Source organism: Parahoeflea alexandrii, from assembly GCF_027214025.1.
GTDB lineage: Bacteria > Pseudomonadota > Alphaproteobacteria > Rhizobiales > Rhizobiaceae > Hoeflea > Hoeflea alexandrii_A.
Genome location: NZ_JAPWHB010000003.1, coordinates 275049 through 290822, shown reverse-complemented (window position 1 = coordinate 290822; position 15774 = coordinate 275049). Strand labels below are relative to the sequence as shown.

At 61.5% G+C, this 15774-nt stretch carries 13 protein-coding genes; 5 read left to right on the top strand and 8 right to left on the bottom strand.

Features of this window, described 5'->3' with window-relative positions; all coding sequences use genetic code 11:
* The first annotated feature begins 142 nt into the window (after positions 1-142).
* Entirely contained in the window at positions 143-1246 is a 1104-nt protein-coding gene (gene leuB, locus O4H62_RS11760) for a 3-isopropylmalate dehydrogenase (protein ID WP_269388001.1), read from the top strand.
* A 69-nt stretch (positions 1247-1315) separates the two neighbouring features.
* Here leuB and O4H62_RS11755 read toward each other — a convergent pair whose 3' ends face one another.
* Positions 1316-1750 (bottom strand): Lrp/AsnC family transcriptional regulator, encoded by a 435-nt coding sequence (locus O4H62_RS11755; RefSeq protein ID WP_269387999.1) that lies wholly within the window; start codon positions 1748-1750, stop codon positions 1316-1318.
* Positions 1751-1880: 130 nt separating this feature from the next.
* Here O4H62_RS11755 and O4H62_RS11750 point away from each other — a divergent pair, with 130 nt between their 5' ends.
* Positions 1881-2717, top strand: a complete 837-nt coding sequence (locus O4H62_RS11750) for a PhzF family phenazine biosynthesis protein (RefSeq protein ID WP_269387997.1) — start codon at positions 1881-1883, stop codon at positions 2715-2717.
* Between the two features lie 41 nt (positions 2718-2758).
* On the opposite strand, the gene O4H62_RS11745 is transcribed toward O4H62_RS11750, so the two are convergent.
* Positions 2759-4630 carry a cation:proton antiporter gene (locus O4H62_RS11745; protein WP_269387995.1) on the bottom strand — a complete coding sequence of 624 codons (1872 nt, stop codon included), beginning with the start codon at positions 4628-4630 and terminating at the stop codon, positions 2759-2761.
* Positions 4631-5010: 380 nt separating this feature from the next.
* On the opposite strand from O4H62_RS11745, the gene O4H62_RS11740 reads away from it, so the two are divergent.
* Together O4H62_RS11740 and O4H62_RS11735 are read left to right on the top strand one after the other, a co-directional pair.
* A complete protein-coding gene (locus tag O4H62_RS11740; RefSeq protein WP_269387994.1) occupies positions 5011-6042 on the top strand; it encodes an aspartate-semialdehyde dehydrogenase in 1032 nt (343 codons plus the stop codon).
* Positions 6043-6184: 142 nt separating this feature from the next.
* Positions 6185-7006 (top strand): lytic murein transglycosylase, encoded by an 822-nt coding sequence (locus O4H62_RS11735; RefSeq protein WP_269387992.1) that lies wholly within the window; start codon positions 6185-6187, stop codon positions 7004-7006.
* 3 nt (positions 7007-7009) lie between these two features.
* Here the strand turns inward: O4H62_RS11735 and O4H62_RS11730 are convergent, their stop codons facing one another.
* The 6 genes from O4H62_RS11730 to O4H62_RS11705 all read right to left on the bottom strand — a co-directional run bounded on the left by O4H62_RS11730 (position 7010) and on the right by O4H62_RS11705 (position 10876).
* A complete protein-coding gene (locus O4H62_RS11730; protein ID WP_269387990.1) occupies positions 7010-7351 on the bottom strand; it encodes a nuclear transport factor 2 family protein in 342 nt (113 codons plus the stop codon).
* Between the two features lie 153 nt (positions 7352-7504).
* On the bottom strand, positions 7505-8155 hold the full coding sequence (locus O4H62_RS11725; protein ID WP_269387988.1) for a carbonic anhydrase: 651 nt from the start codon (positions 8153-8155) through the stop codon (positions 7505-7507).
* A 150-nt stretch (positions 8156-8305) separates the two neighbouring features.
* On the bottom strand, positions 8306-9052 hold the full coding sequence (locus tag O4H62_RS11720) for a DUF429 domain-containing protein (protein ID WP_269387986.1): 747 nt from the start codon (positions 9050-9052) through the stop codon (positions 8306-8308).
* A complete protein-coding gene (gene pdxY, locus O4H62_RS11715; RefSeq protein WP_269387984.1) occupies positions 9049-9942 on the bottom strand; it encodes a pyridoxal kinase PdxY in 894 nt (297 codons plus the stop codon). Before pdxY ends, O4H62_RS11720 begins: the two co-directional genes overlap by 4 nt.
* Positions 9939-10181 carry a hypothetical protein gene (locus O4H62_RS11710; protein WP_269387982.1) on the bottom strand — a complete coding sequence of 81 codons (243 nt, stop codon included), beginning with the start codon at positions 10179-10181 and terminating at the stop codon, positions 9939-9941. Before O4H62_RS11710 ends, pdxY begins: the two co-directional genes overlap by 4 nt.
* 119 nt (positions 10182-10300) lie before the next feature.
* The gene (locus O4H62_RS11705; protein WP_269387981.1) at positions 10301-10876 is read right to left on the bottom strand and encodes a peroxidase-related enzyme; all 576 of its coding nucleotides are present in this window, start codon (positions 10874-10876) and stop codon (positions 10301-10303) included.
* A 100-nt stretch (positions 10877-10976) separates the two neighbouring features.
* Here O4H62_RS11705 and O4H62_RS11700 point away from each other — a divergent pair, with 100 nt between their 5' ends.
* Entirely contained in the window at positions 10977-15767 is a 4791-nt protein-coding gene (locus O4H62_RS11700) for an NAD-glutamate dehydrogenase (protein WP_430538422.1), read from the top strand.
* Positions 15768-15774: the final 7 nt, after the last annotated feature.

Below are 15774 nucleotides of genomic sequence, written 5' to 3'. Positions count from 1 at the left end.
CGGGCACGAGCAAAAGCAGGCCAAGCTCTATGGTCCGGCGCAGCACAGTCAAAACACAAGTTGGCAAGCCAGACAGTTGAAAACCCTCCGCAGGGTGTTTAAGGACGCTTCATCTTTTCGATTTTGGTCCGGGGACTTCAAAATGGCAACACGCTCTCTCTTTCTTCTCCCAGGTGACGGCATCGGCCCGGAGGCCATGGCCGAGGTCCGCAAGATCATCGCCCACATGAATGAAAAGGAAGCCGCGGGCTTCTCGACCGACGAAGGCCTTGTCGGCGGCTCGGCCTATGATGCGCATGGCCAGGCGATCTCGGACGCGGACATGGACAAGGCCATGGCCGCGGACGCGGTGCTGTTCGGCGCCGTCGGCGGCCCGAAGTGGGATGCCGTCCCCTATGAAGTCCGCCCGGAAGCCGGCCTGCTGCGCCTGCGCAAGGACATGGAACTCTTCGCCAACCTGCGCCCTGCAATCTGCTATCCCGCACTCGCCAACTCTTCCTCGCTGAAGAAGGACGTGATCGAGGGACTCGACATCCTGATCGTGCGCGAACTCACCGGCGGCGTCTATTTCGGCGAACCCAAGGAAATCATCGACCTCGGCAACGGCCAGAAGCGCGGCATCGACACGCAGGTCTACGACACCTACGAGATCGAGCGCATCTCCGCTGTCGCCTTCGAACTCGCGCGCACCCGCCGCAACGAAGTATGCTCGATGGAAAAACGCAACGTGATGAAGTCCGGCGTGTTGTGGAACGAAGTCGTGACCGCCACCCACAAGGCCCGCTTCTCCGACGTCAAGCTGAGCCACATGCTGGCCGACGCCGGCGGCATGCAGCTGGTGCGCTGGCCCAAGCAGTTCGACGTCATCGTCACCGACAACCTGTTCGGCGACATGCTCTCCGACATCGCCGCGATGCTGACCGGTTCGCTCGGCATGCTGCCGTCGGCCTCGCTCGGCGCACCCGACGCCAAGACCGGCAAGCGCAAGGCGCTCTACGAGCCGGTGCACGGTTCCGCCCCCGACATCGCCGGCCAGGGCATCGCCAACCCGATCGCCATGATCGCCTCCTTTGCCATGTGCCTGCGCTATTCCTTCAACATGGTCACCGAAGCTGATCGTCTCGAGGCTGCGATTGCGACCGTGCTCGACAAGGGCCTGCGCACCGGCGACATCATGTCCGATGGCTGCCAGAAGGTCTCGACGGTGGAAATGGGCGACGCGATCCTGGCCGCCTACGCCGGCTGATACGGCACTGATTCCTGCGAAATTGAACCCGGTCCGGCATCACGCCGGGCCGGGTTTTTCATGCACCGGTCAAACCGGAATCCTCCCCCGGAAGGGCGACGACTTGATGATCGCGGTGTTGGTTTCGGCCCTTTCATGGAAGGGCAGCAGGATCGGATCGAGATCGGAAATCGAACGCAACGCCAGCCGGGTGACGAAACAGTCATCGCCTGTCACCTTGTCGCAATCGAGAAACCCGGGTTCATTGAGGATCATGTCCTCGACAATGTGCATGTTGCCCGGCCGCGGCTTGATCCGGACAATGGCCTGCAGCGGGTAGCCCAAGGCTGCAAGATCGAGTTCCACGGTGAAATGGGAGATGATCCCGTTGTTCTCGAGCCGCCGGATCCGCTCGCTGGTCGATGGTCCCGACAGGCCAACCTTCCTGGCCAGCTCACTCACCGGCATGCGGGCATTTTCGCTCAACAGCCTGACAATCAGGCGATCTGTCTCATCGATATTCATTTCTAAGTCTCTTTCTGGATTAGACCTTTGATTATGATACAAATGCAGCCAAGAGCCTAATATAAATCGATGCCGGCATCCTCAAGAATCTCTATCCTGCAAACCACATTCGAAGTGAGAGGGAAGCCCTATGAGAGTTGAACGCATTGCCGCCTTTTCCGATGCCGGTGAAGGCGGAAATCCCGCCGGGATCGTGATCACCGACCAGTTTCCGGACGAGGCTGAGATGCGCCGGATTGCAGCCGAGGTCGGCTATTCCGAGACCGCCTTCGCAATGCCGGACGGAGGTCCATACCGCTGGCGGGTTCGCTATTTCTCACCGGAATCGGAAGTACCTTTCTGTGGTCATGCGACCATCGCCCTGGGCGCTGCCCTTGCCGGACAGGTCGGCGAAGGCCGTTTCGCATTGCGGCTCAACGCCGCGGAGATTTCAGTCGAGGCCGGCCAGTCCGCCGGAACCCTTACGGCGTCACTCCAGTCCCCGCTCACGCGCAGTGCCGCTGCCCGCGCGGAGCTCGTCGAACAGGCCCTTGCCCTCTTCGGCTATACCGCCAGGCAACTCGACCCGGCGCTACCGCCGGCCGAAATCCATGCCGGTGCCGACCACTTGCTGTTGGCGCTTAGCAATCGTGGCGATCTTGCCGCGATGACCTACGATATTGACATGGGCCGCGCCCTGATGCGCGAATACGGTCTTGTCACCATCATGCTGGTTTACGCCCACAGCGAGACGCAATTCGATGTCCGCAATGCCTTTGCCTCCGGCGGCGTTCTTGAGGATCCTGCGACAGGGGCCGCAGCCGCGGCCTTTGCCGGCTATCTGCGTGATCTCAACTGGCCGCACCGGAATCGGATCACCATTATCCAGGGCGAGGACATGGGCACGCGATCATCCATAACCGCGGAATTTGACGATGAACCGGGAAGTTCGATCCGCGTCTCCGGCGCTACCCGGGCGATCGGGTAACCGCGCAAACCGGTTGCCGGCCTTCCGAAACCGTGCGGCTCTTACTCGGAGCTGCGGATCTCGTCCATTTCCCGGCGCAGCTCCACTTGCCAGGGCTCCATCACCGCACGGACCTTATCGATATAGGCCTGGTTTTCCTCAAGCGGGATGTTCGGGTCATAGGCGGTCGCCACCTCGACCAGCGTTGCGCGGTCGACGCGGTCATAGGCGCTGGCCATGGCCTGGGCATGTTCCTTCTTGATGCCCAGCGCCTCGTAGGCCGAACGGCCCATGCGGATGGAGCTGTCATAGGTCTCGCGCACGATATCCCGGCAGCCCGCCAGATAGAGGTCGTAAACATGATCGCGGTCGACCGCGCGCGCCATCACATGCAGCTTCGGATAGTTCTGGATCAGGTATCTGGTGAGTTGGGTGATCTGTTCCCGGTCATCGATGGCAATGACGAACAGCTTGGCGTTGGCAACCCCGGCCGCATGCAACAGGTCGGGCCGGGTCGCATCGCCATAATAGGTCTTCGCGCCGAAGCGGCCAAGGATTTCAATGCGCCGTGAATTGTAATCGATCACGGTGGAGGTGTAGCCCGCGGCTCTCAGCATCCGCTCGATCACGCCACCGATGCGGCCACGTCCGGCGATGATGATGTGATTTTCCTCATCGATCGCATCGGCCTCTCGGCCTTCCGCTTCGATATACTTCGGTGCGATCACCCGGTCGTAGAGGATGAACAGCGCCGGCGTCAGCAGCATCGACAACGCTACGACCAGCAACAATTGGTCGGCGACCGCAGCCGGAATGACCGCATTGGCCACCGTGAACGACAACAGCACGAAGCCGAATTCGCCCGCTTGCGCCAGGCCCAGCGCAAACAGCCAGCGGTCGGTCCCGCGCAGCTTGAACACCATTGCCAGGATATAGAGCACGGCCGCCTTCGCGATCATCAGACCCAGGGTGAGAGCCACGATCAGCAGGAGATTGTCCGCCAGGAGCCCGAAATTGATGCCTGCCCCGACGCTCATGAAGAAAACCCCGAGCAGCAATCCCTTGAACGGGTCGATATCGGATTCAAGCTCGTGCCGGTATTCGCTGTTGGCCAGAACCACGCCCGCCAGGAAGGTTCCGAGCGCCGGAGACAGCCCGACCAGCGACATCAACAGCGCGATCCCGACAACCATCAGCAGCGCCGTGGCGGTGAACAGTTCCCGCAGCTGCGAGCCGGCTATGAACCGGAACAGCGGCCGCGTCAGGTAGCTGCCCACGCCGATCACCGCCGCCACTGCCGCGAGAGTGACGAGCATCGTCTGCCAGCCGTTCAGCCCGGCGACGAGGCTGATCGTCATGCCGTGGCCGGCATCGTCGGCGCCGTGACCTGCGGTCGCTGCTTGCTGGATTTCAACAAGTTCCGGCAACGCCAGCAGCGGAATCAGCGCCAGCATCGGGATAACGGCGATATCCTGGAACAGCAGAACCGAGAAACTCGATTGGCCGCCGTCGCTTTTCATCAGGCCCTTCTCGTTCAGCGTCTGCAGCACGATTGCTGTCGATGACAGCGACAGCACCAGCCCGATCGCAAGGCTCACCGTCCAGGGCTGACCGAGCGCCATCGCGACAAGCATCACAACAAGCGCGGTCCCGGTCACCTGAGCCCCGCCAAGTCCAAGCAGTCTGGCGCGCATTTGCCACAGCAGTTTGGGCTCGAGTTCCAGGCCCACCAGAAACAGCATCATGACGACGCCGAACTCGGCGAAATGCTGGATCGACAGGACATCGACATGAAGCAGCGCCAGAACCGGTGAGATCACAATGCCGGCGATGAGATAGCCGAGCACCGAACCAAGCCCGAGCCGCGTCGCGATCGGCACGGAGAACACACCGGCGACAAGAAACACAAATGCAAGCAGCAGAAAATCGGTCATTGATCACCCCGGTGGCCTGGCGGAAATTACGATGTACCATGGATAGCCCGCGTGGAGAACGGGCCGCTGGCTGTCACAAGGCCCCGCGTCCGGGAGTATTTTGCGCCATGACCCGGCGACCCCGTTTCGTCGCCATTTCCGTCAACCGGAGCCATGAGACCCGCCTGCGGCGGCATAGGCGGCCATTGTCCCCGCCCCGGGCTTGAAAAACCGCTTCCCGTGCGAATTGACTTTTAACCGCACTTGCATCAAAACACCGCCACCATGCGCACCACGATCAAAACCAAAACCGCGATCTGACCCGTTCCGCCCCTCACTCTCCCCGGGGCGGGAAGAGTGGCGCTTGACCGCTAACAAGGGGAGAGAGGAGCACGGGAACCATGGGTTTCAAAATCGCAATCGCCGGGGCGACGGGCAATGTCGGCCGCGAAATGCTCAACATCCTTGCAGAGCGCGCCTTCCCTGTCAGCGAAGTCGTAGCGCTCGCCTCGAGCCGTTCGGTCGGCACCGAGGTCTCGTTCGGCGACAAGACTCTCAAGGTCAAGAATCTCGAGACCTATGACTTCTCCGACACCGATCTCTGCCTGATGTCGGCCGGTGGTTCTGTCAGCAAGAAGTGGTCGCCGAAGATCGGTGCGCAGGGCTGCATCGTCATCGACAACTCCTCGGCCTGGCGCTACGACGCCGATGTGCCGCTGATCGTGCCGGAAGTGAACCCGGACGCGATTTCCGGCTACACCAAGCGCAACATCATCGCCAATCCGAACTGCTCGACCGCGCAGCTGGTGGTGGCGCTGAAGCCGCTGCATGACCATGCCAAGATCAAGCGCCTGGTGGTATCGACCTACCAGTCGGTCTCCGGCGCCGGCAAGGATGGCATGGACGAGCTGTTCAACCAGACCCGCGCGGTCTTCGTTGCCGATCCGATCACCAGCCACAAGTTCACCAAGCGCATCGCCTTCAACGTGATCCCGCATATCGATGAGTTCATGGAAGACGGCTACACCAAGGAAGAATGGAAGGTGCTGGCCGAGACCAAGAAGATGCTCGATCCGAAGATCAAGGTCACCTGCACCGCCGTGCGCGTGCCGGTTTTCATCGGTCATTCGGAATCGGTCAATATCGAGTTCGAGAACGAGATCAGCGCCGAGGAAGCCCGCGACATCCTGCGCGACGCGCCCGGATGCCAGGTCATCGACAAGCATGAGGACGGCGGCTACATCACGCCTTATGAATGCGCCGGTGAGGACGCGACCTTCATCTCTCGCATCCGCGAGGACGCGACCGTGGAAAATGGTCTCAACATCTGGGTAGTTTCCGACAATCTGCGCAAGGGTGCCGCGCTCAACACCATCCAGATTGCCGAGCTTCTGGTCAATCGCCGTCTTATCACCCCGCGCGCAGCGGCCTGATCGGCAAGCGGACCTGCAAGTATAACCCCGCGATTTAGCAACAATCGCGGGGTTTTTCGTTGACGAACGGCCCGTGACTTTTTGTCGAATCGCTGGCAAAGTCCGCCCCGGACCGGATTCACTTGGGCAGGGGTTGCAACGCATGGACTACAAGGTAGGTAAACTGAAAGCCTGGAGTATCGCAATCGTCATCGCCGCCGGCCTGAGCGGATCGGCGCAAGCGGCATCGTGCGGCAACAATGCGGCCGGGTTCCCGGCCTGGATCGGGCAGTTCAAACAAGAAGCGGCCAGAGCCGGTATTTCGCAACGCACGCTCGACCGGGCCTTCAAGAACGTCCGCTACGCCACGAAGACGATTTCGCTCGACCGCAACCAGAAGAGCTTCAAGTTGTCGTTCGAGCAATTCATGCAGAAACGTGGCGCATCCACAATCATCTCCAAGGGTAAGCGTCTGAAGAAGCAATATGCCGGACTGTTTTCCTCAATCGAGAAGAAATACGGCGTTCCGGCCGGCCCGCTGATCGCGATCTGGGGCATGGAATCCGGCTTTGGCGCCTTTACCGGCAATCAGCACACCATGTCCGCGGTCGCGACGCTGGCTTACGATTGCCGGCGCTCGGCCTTTTTCACCGAACAGCTCTACGCCCAGCTGCAGCTGATCCAGAAAGGCTGGATTTCGCCGGATTTCAAGGGCGCCGCCCATGGTGAAATCGGCCAGACCCAGTTCCTGCCGGCCAACGTCGTGCGCTTTGGCGTCAATGGCGACAACAGCGGCGGTGTCAATCTCGGCTCGGCAGCGGATGCGCTTGCCTCGACCGCGAATTTTCTGCGTGGCCACGGCTGGCGCAGGGGCGGCGGCTATCAGCCGGGCGAAGCCAATTTCGGCGCGATTCAGGGATGGAATGCGGCAGGCGTCTACCAGAAGGCCATCGCCAAGATCGGCGCCGAGATCGATGGCGGCTAGAAGTCAGAAATTCTCGCAGCTGTCACCGACCGCTGTCTGAACGCTGCTGACGATCTTGCTGTCGTGAAACCCGAAAACCTCGCGGATCATCGTTTCGTTGTCAGGAAACTGGTAGCACACCAGAACCGAGGCCCTGGTTGCGTCAGACTCGGTGCCCGCCTCGAGTTGCCAGGCCAGGTTGGCGTTTTCCACCGCCTCTTCCCATTCATCGAGCGCCTCGATGAATTCGGCCTTGGTCTGGGTCACGCCCAGATCCTCCAGAGTGATGACGGCATCGTCAGCCAGCAGATCGGCAATGGCCACGCGATTGACGTCAAACAGCGCGGTATACCAGCGATCAAGCAATGAATTTTGGGCCGACGCCGAAGAAACCGGTAGAAGAAGCCCGCAAGCAAGCAACAAAATCAAAGACCGGATTGCACTCATCGCAGGCTCCCAAAGTCATCGCGCGCCTTCTGACGCTTAAAGACTCATGGAACCGGAGGGCAACACCCGATGTCAAGCTTCGGGTGCTTCGGGCCTGAAAAAATCGCCGGTCTTCGGATCCATGACCCACAATTCGCCGGTTGATATGTCGAACCAGGCGCCGTTGATCACCATCTTGCCGCGGTCCTCAAGGATCTTGACGCAGGGGAACGTCCGCAGGTTTGCAATTGAATTGCGGATCGAGATCCGCTCCAGCGCCACCTGGCGTTCGCCACTTGTCAGCAACTGGCTGTCCTGGATCTGCTGCGCGGCCGGTTTGAGAAGCCCCATCCAGTGCCCGATGAAATCACCGGGCGACAGCGGCGCCGCATTGGGATCTAGCGCTGCCTTGATGCCGCCGCAGCGGCCATGACCCATCACCACGATCTGCCGGATCTTGAGCGCCTGCACGGCAAATTCCAGCGCAGCCGAGGTGGCGTGGAAGTTGCTGTCGGGCGCATAGGGCGGCACCAGGTTGGCGACATTGCGCACTACGAACAGCTCTCCCGGACCGCAATCGAAGATGGTCTCCGGTGCCGCGCGTGAATCGCAACAGGCAATCACCAGCGTATGCGGTTCCTGACCCGTTTCGGCCAGATCCCGATAACGCTGCCGCTCGGCCGTATAACGGCCGCTCATGAAATTCTGGTAGCCCTCAAGCAGGCGGGTCGGAAATGTCGACATGCCTTCGCACATAGCCGGGCGGGCAGCGAAGATCAATCGACCATTTGCATCTCAATCATGTCGCCATCGACCAATCCGCCGGAAACAGGCTCGCAGGATACGCTTTTCCAGGCCCTGTTTCACACTCTCGCGTTCCGCGCGAAGACGCGATCAGCCATGAATGGCGATCAGGATCCCGTACCGGTCCCGCATCGGGCCGGATGGAAACGGCTGGGTCAGGCCTGCTGCGTGACGTCCGGCCATCAGTAGATTGACGCTCGCATCGACCAGATCATCCATCGCCGCTCCACGTGGCGGTCCGCCCGCAAACATGTCACGTTCAATGCCATGCAATGAAAGCAGCTCTATCCGCTCGGCAATGCCCTCGGGATTGACCGCGCCGCGGATCTTCTTTGGCGTTGTCATCGAAACCATGTTGTTAAGCCGGCAAAAGGCGAATTCCGGATGCGACTCGATCAGCCGGTCGCGCAGCCCTTTATCGTCCTGCAGCAGCCGGTCGATCTCCCTGATCTTGCCGAACAGGTGAAAGGCCTGCTTGGAGACCTTCCTGGGCGGGTCCGAGCACTTGAGCGCCAGTTCACAGGCTTCGCGGTAGGTTTCAGCCTCCACCGCCGCCCGCGCGGGAATCGAAAACACGCTCGACTGACGGGCACCGAGATAGGGCCGGATCGCCTGTTCAGGTCCACGGCCCGGACCGGTGATCCGGTCGGGCAGGCCGATGGGCATGTCCACCGCAATCATCGCTGACGGGCCTGATTCGCCGACAAGATCGGCAAAGCGCTCGTAGGTCCGCACCTGCGGACGGGTTTCGCCGGGCCTCAGGATCAGGGCAATCCAGCCGGCGCGGCATCCATCGACACCGACAAGCACATGTCCGGATTGCGATGTCGCGCTCACGGCTTCTTGCGGCCCGCCGTTGACATCACCCGGCGCATGTTGACCATGGCCATCGGGGTCCGCAGGCTTTGCGCATCCGTCTCCAGCGTCAACTCGTCGGCGCCGCGCCGCGCCGTCCGGGCAAGGATTTCGAACACGCTGCCCGTTGCCATCTGCAGGGCCTTTTCTTCCGGCACACCTTCCAGCAAGCGTGCGAGGAAGGTCGCAGACATCAGGTCTCCCAGCCCATTGGGCGCATTGGGAATAAGCCGGTGCTCGGCCATCACCGATTGCCGGCCGCTGACCAGCAGATTTCCCGTGCTGCCGGCCATCATGGCGATCGCCGAGGTGACCAGCACGTGCGCCGGCCCCAGGGTTTCCGCAGCGGCCGTCATCGACGCGGAATCGGTCATCGGCGCGCCCGACAGCCAGGCAAGCTCGTGCACATTCGGCGTGGCGATGTCGGCGACCGGGATCAGTTCCGAAGCAATCGACCTGGCCACGGCTTCGGGCACATACAGGCCGCCGGTGTCGCCGATCACCGGATCGCACATGTAGAGCGCCTCGGGATTTGCCTTGCGCACGGCGGCCACCAGCCGCGCTACATCGGCCGCCTGTCCCGCATCTCCGAGATAGCCGCTGAGCACGCCACCGACCTCGCCAAGCCAGGGCGTTCCGCACAGATCATCGATCAGGGCAGAGAAATCCTCACGCGACGGTACGATCCGGGTCGCCCGCGAATGCCCCGGATGCCACGGCAGGATCACGGTCGGAACCGCCCAGACCGGAAAACCCAGCGTTTCGAGCGCGAACACCGCAGCGCGGTTACCCACGGAGCCGCGAACCACATGGCTTGAAATCACGATGACCGACGACCGGATATCGGGATTGCGCCTGTTTTCAGAAGTCATCGCGACACCTGCCCGATCATCCACAGCACCAGTCCGACAAAGGCCACGAGCGCCAGGCCCCGGGCAATCCGGGTTCCCCAGACTTCGACCTTGTCGGATTTGTCCGCATCCTCGGCGGCAAAGTGATCGCGCACGCTATTGGCGGCCGATTTCATCACCGGTGTGGCAGACAAGCCGCCCTCCTCGCCGATCCGGTCGAGCGTGCGCTTTGCCTGGCGGACTGTTTCATCATCTTTCATCGCAAGGGCTCCCGGCCCGGTTCGATCGCATGCATCCTGGCAATATGCCGCACGCTGGTAAACAGTTTCGGCTCCAGGCGCAGGCACCGGAATCCTGCATCAATGATCATCCGGTCGGATCAGCGGGCGAGCCCGTGATACTCCGGATTTGGCTGCATGTCGGTTGCCGATGCCATGCGGTTGGTCATGTTGAAGAAAGACGCCACAGCCGAGATATCCCAGATGTCACGGTCGGTAAAACCGGCATCGCGCAGCTTCTGCCTATCGTCCTCGACAATCCGTGCCGGATCCTCGGTGATCAGGATGGCAAAATCAAGCATGGCCCGTTGCCGCGGTTCGAGATCGGCCACGCGGTAGTTCATCACCATCTGTTCCCCCAGCACCGGGTCTCCCGACAATTGCCGCACCGCCGCGCCGTGGGCCGTCAGGCAGTAGAAGCACTTGTTGACCGATGACACCGCCACCGCGATCAGCTCGCGTTCGAGCTTGCTCAGGTTGGAGCCGGCGAGCATCAGGTCATTGTAAAAGGCAACAAAGGCCTCGAGTTTTTCATTGTTGAAGGCATAGGCCTTGAGCACGTTCGGCACCATGCCGAGCTTGTCCTGGCATTTGGCGAAATATGCGGTCATCTCCGCACTCAACGGTGTTTCCTGTTCCAGGGTGAGCGCGGTAGCGGCCTCTTGCGGGGTTTTCATCCTAATTCCTCCAATATTCGGTTTCGATAACGAAATCGTGTCGCTTTGACACACACTTCTGCTAGGATTCGACCAAAGATCAAGTGTTGGAGGAAATGGAATGGGGGTCAGGAACACCCGCAAGTCGGAAACACTGCTTGCGGAAACGGCGGAAATTGCTTCCAAAGGCAAGAAGCCGCACATCAATCCCGACGTGCTTTTTTCCAGCGTCAGCATGGACGATCTGGACCTTTTTCCGGCAAAAAGCCTTGCTTCCGCGGCAGTCTTGGCAGAATCCGAGATTCGCGCATGGGATGGAAAATCCTCCCGGTTAAGCCTCGTGAATGCCGATCAGGCGACGAAAGACGGTCGCGATGTCTCGATCCTGGCGATCACCACGCTCAACAAGCCATTCCTGTATGATTCGGTAATGGGCGAGGTCACCTCGGACATCCGCGACATCTTGATGGCGCTGCACCCGATCCTGGTCATCTCCGGCAAGAAGCCAGCCAGGCTTTTCTCCCATGGCGACGGCAGCGATCCCGCTCAAAGGGTCAGCCATATCCAGATCCACCTGCCGCGACTGAGCGATGCAGCAGCGGAAGACCTCACCGCGCGCGTCCGCCATGTGCTCGATCAGGTCCGCGCCGCGGTCGGCGACTGGAAGTCGATGCTGGCCATGATCGACCACAGCGCCGCCGACCTGGTTGCCCTTGACGTCGACAAGAAAACCGAGCCGGCGCGCCAGGAAGCGCTGGCGTTCATCGCCTGGCTGCGTGACAACAATTTCACCTTCCTGGGCATGCGCGAATATGTCTATACCGGTGACGGCAAGTCGGCCGAACTGAGTCGCGCCTCGACCGAAGGTCTCGGCATCCTGTCGGATCCCGATGTGCTCGTCCTGCGACTTGGCAAGGACCAGGTCACCACCACGCCGGAGATCCTCGATTTCCTGCAGGGGCCGGACTTCCTGATCGTCACCAAGGCCAATGTGCGCTCGGTGATCCACCGCCGCACCTACATGGACTACATCGGCATCAAGCGCTTCGATTCGAAGGGCAAGGTCGTCGGCGAACTGCGCATCGTCGGGCTATTCACCTCCACCGCCTACACAAGGTCGGTGACCAAGATTCCGCTGCTGCGCTCGAAAGTGCAATCCGTCGTCTCCGAGTTCGGCTTCGATCCGGAAAGCCATTCCGGCAAACTGCTGCTCAACACGCTGGAAGCCTATCCGCGCGACGACCTGTTCCAGATCGATGCCCATCTGCTGGCCCGCTTCTGCATGCAGATCAACGAACTGTCCGACCGCCCACGGGTGCGGGTGCTACCTCGGATCGACCGCTTCGACCGGTTTGTCTCGCTGATCGTCTATGTGCCGCGCGATCAGTATGATTCGATCGCCCGCGAGCGGATCGGCAACTATTTCAAGACCGTCTACAATGGTCGTGTGTCGGCTTACTATCCCGCCTTTCCCGAGGGCGGCGTCGCGCGCGTGCATTTCATCATCGGCCGCTCCGAAGGCAAGACGCCGCAGATCCCGCAGGAGCAGCTGGAAGCCGACATCCGTTCCATCGTCACACGCTGGGAAGACCAGTTCCGCGCCATCGGCGGCACCCGCTCCGAACGGATAAACGTCAGCCAGTCCTACAAGGAACGGTTCCGTCCGGAGGAAGCGCTGGAAGACCTGGACAATATCATCGCCTGCAAGGACACGGGCGCCATCCAGATCGCATTCTATCGCGGTCAGGACATGGCAGATGACCATCTGGCGCTGAAGATCTTCCATGCCGGCGAACCGGTGGCTCTTTCGCGGCGCGTACCGCTGCTGGAAAACCTCGGTTTCAAGGTGATCAGCGAGCAGACCCACGAGATTTTCCTCGACGAGAAGGCCGGCGCCTCGAGCACCGTCGTGCTGCACGACATGGAGATCATCCACGAGGACAGACGCGGCATCGATCTCGATCTCGACGGTGCCCGGCTGGAGCAGGCCTTCCTCTCGGTCTGGCGCGGCGACACCGACAATGACAGCTACAACCGGCTCGTCACCAATGCCGGATTGACCGTTCGCGAAGCCACCGTGCTGCGCGCCTATGCCCGCTATCTGAGGCAGGCAGGCATTGCCTATTCGCAGGAATACATAGCCCTCAGTCTCAACCGCCATTCCGGTATCGCCGCAAAATTGTTCGAATTGTTCCGGATCCGGTTTGATACTGGGCTGAAAGCGGCAAAGCGCACCGAACTGAGCACCGGCATCACCGAATCCATCGAGGCGGCGCTTGCCGAGGTTCCGAGCCTTGACGATGACCGGATCCTTCGGCGCTACGTCAACGCCATCGAATCCTCGCTCAGGACCAACTATTTCCAGACCGGCGCCGATGGCGCGCCGCGTCCGGCTTTGGCGTTCAAGCTTGACCCGAAAAAGCTCGAGGGTCTTCCCGAACCGCGGCCTTTCCGCGAGATCTTCGTCTATGGTTCGGAAGTCGAGGGGGTTCACCTGCGCTTCGGCCCGGTTGCCCGCGGCGGACTTCGCTGGTCGGACCGGGCGCAGGACTACCGCACCGAGGTGCTCGGCCTGGTCAAGGCCCAGCAGGTCAAGAATGCGGTCATTGTGCCGGTCGGCGCCAAGGGCGGCTTCTATCCCAAGAAACTGCCCGCTGAAGGTGGCCGCGACGCGATTTTCGAGGCAGGGCGCGACGCCTACAAGCTGTTCATCCGCACCCTTCTGTCTGTAACCGACAATATTGTCGGCGATGCCATCGTTCCGCCGGCCAACACCGTTCGGCATGATGCGGACGATCCCTATTTCGTGGTTGCCGCCGACAAGGGCACGGCCACCTTCTCAGACACCGCCAACGCGCTCAGCCAGGAGCAGGATTTCTGGCTCGACGACGCCTTCGCGTCCGGTGGATCGGCCGGTTATGACCACAAGAAGATGGGGATTACCGCGCGCGGCGCCTGGGAAGCGGTGAAGCGGCATTTCCGGGAAATGAACATCGACATCCAGACAACGCCATTCACCGCCGCCGGTGTCGGCGACATGTCCGGCGACGTGTTCGGCAACGGCATGCTGCTGTCGACGCAGATCAGGCTGCTCGCCGCCTTCGATCACCGTGACATCTTCATCGATCCCGATCCCGATTGTGCCGTGGGCTTTGCCGAGCGGAGCCGGCTGTTCGATCTCGGCCGGTCGAGCTGGCAGGACTACGACAAGTCGAAGCTGTCGAAAGGCGGCATGATCATCCCGCGCTCGCTCAAATCGGTCGAGCTCACGCCCGAGGCAGCCGCCGTGATCGGGCTCAGGCCCGGCAAGGCCACGCCGCAGGACATCATGACCGCGATCCTGTCGATGGAGACCGATCTGTTGTGGTTCGGCGGCATCGGAACCTATATCAAGGACGCCGGCGAAAACGACGCGGATGTCGGCGACCGCGCCAACGATGCCATCCGCATTCATGCCCGCCAGGTCCGCGCCAGGGTGATCGGCGAGGGCGCCAATCTAGGCGTCACCCAGAAAGGCCGCATCGCCTATGCGCTCAATGGCGGCCGCTGCAATTCGGATGCGATCGACAACTCCGCCGGAGTCAATTCCTCCGACGTCGAGGTCAACATCAAGATTGCGCTCGCCAACGCCATGCGCGAAGGCCGGCTCACCCGTCCCAAGCGCAACACGCTTCTGGCCGCCATGACCGACGAGGTGGCCGAGCTGGTGCTGCGCAACAACTATCTGCAGACCCTGGCGATCTCCGTCGCGGAGGCCGATGGCGTATCCGGCGTCGGCGAACTCAACAGGGTGATGGGCAATCTCGAAGCCCGCGGCCTGCTCAACCGCAAGGTCGAGTACCTGCCCGACGACCTGGCGGTCGCCGAAAGGGTCGCCGCCGGCCATGCCCTGACCCGGCCCGAGATCGGCGTGCTGCTGTCCTATGCCAAGTTGGTGCTGTTCGACGAGATTGTCGCCAGCGCCCTGCCGGACGATCCCTATTTCGACGAGGCACTCAGGTCCTATTTCCCGAAGAAGATGCAGAAACCGCATTCGGCCGATATCGCCAGCCACAGGCTGAGACGCGAAATCATTTCGACCCTGCTCGGAAACGATGCGATCAACCGTGGCGGACCGGCCTTTGTCATCGGCATGGGCGACAAGTCGGGCGCCACCGCCGACGAAATCGTCAAGGCCTTTGTTCTTGCCCGCGACGGGCTCATGCTCAACCAGCTCTATGCGCAGGTCGATGATCTCGACACCAGGGTGCCTGGCGCCGTGCAGAACCAGCTCTACGCCCGGATCAGCGACACGCTCAAGACCGTCACCGGCTGGGCGCTCAAGACAGGCGCGGCGCAGGGCGATCTCGGCTCGGCGGTCAGGTCGATGCAGGAAAGCATTGCCAAGCTCGATGGCAAGCTGGCGGCGGCTCTCCCCGATTTCATGCGCCAGGAAGCCGAGGAGGCGCGCAACGAGCTTGTCGCCCAGTCGGTTCCGCTCGAGCTGGCAAACCGCATCGCCGGGCTCGGCGCACTGACGCTGGCGCCCGACATCTGCCATGTCGCGGCCTATTCGAAGACCGACCTGGGCCGGGCGACACAGGCCTTCTTTGCGGTCACCGAAGCGTTCCGGCTTGGCAGGATCGTCGCCGCCGTGGACCGGATCCCCGTCAGCGATCACTTCGAGGGCCTGGCGCTGGCGCGCAGCCTCGACGAGATCTCCCAGGCCCGGCGGATCATTGCCGGTGCGGCACTCGACAGCAATCCGAATTCGGCAAGCCCGGCCGAGGAATGGCTCTCGACCAACAAGGACCGCATCGCCCACGTCCGCGGCCAGATCCTGACGCTGACAGACAGCGGCGAATTGTCCGTTGCAAAACTCACCGTTGCCGCCGGCATGTTGAGCGATCTGGCTCGATCGCTGCGTGCATAAGCAGGTA

Excerpts from the sequence above, each read along its gene's own strand:
- O4H62_RS11755 (WP_269387999.1), bottom strand. The coding sequence starts at position 1,750 with ATGAATATCGATGAGACAGATCGCCTGATTGTCAGGCTGTTGAGCGAA.
- O4H62_RS11735 (WP_269387992.1), top strand. The coding sequence starts at position 6,185 with ATGGACTACAAGGTAGGTAAACTGAAAGCCTGGAGTATCGCAATCGTC.
- O4H62_RS11725 (WP_269387988.1), bottom strand. The coding sequence starts at position 8,155 with ATGTCGACATTTCCGACCCGCCTGCTTGAGGGCTACCAGAATTTCATG.
- O4H62_RS11705 (WP_269387981.1), bottom strand. The coding sequence starts at position 10,876 with ATGAAAACCCCGCAAGAGGCCGCTACCGCGCTCACCCTGGAACAGGAA.
- O4H62_RS11750 (WP_269387997.1), top strand. The coding sequence starts at position 1,881 with ATGAGAGTTGAACGCATTGCCGCCTTTTCCGATGCCGGTGAAGGCGGA.
- O4H62_RS11710 (WP_269387982.1), bottom strand. The coding sequence starts at position 10,181 with ATGAAAGATGATGAAACAGTCCGCCAGGCAAAGCGCACGCTCGACCGG.
- pdxY (WP_269387984.1), bottom strand. The coding sequence starts at position 9,942 with ATGACTTCTGAAAACAGGCGCAATCCCGATATCCGGTCGTCGGTCATC.
- O4H62_RS11740 (WP_269387994.1), top strand. The coding sequence starts at position 5,011 with ATGGGTTTCAAAATCGCAATCGCCGGGGCGACGGGCAATGTCGGCCGC.
- O4H62_RS11700 (WP_430538422.1), top strand. The coding sequence starts at position 10,977 with ATGGGGGTCAGGAACACCCGCAAGTCGGAAACACTGCTTGCGGAAACG.
- O4H62_RS11745 (WP_269387995.1), bottom strand. The coding sequence starts at position 4,630 with ATGACCGATTTTCTGCTGCTTGCATTTGTGTTTCTTGTCGCCGGTGTG.
- leuB (WP_269388001.1), top strand. The coding sequence starts at position 143 with ATGGCAACACGCTCTCTCTTTCTTCTCCCAGGTGACGGCATCGGCCCG.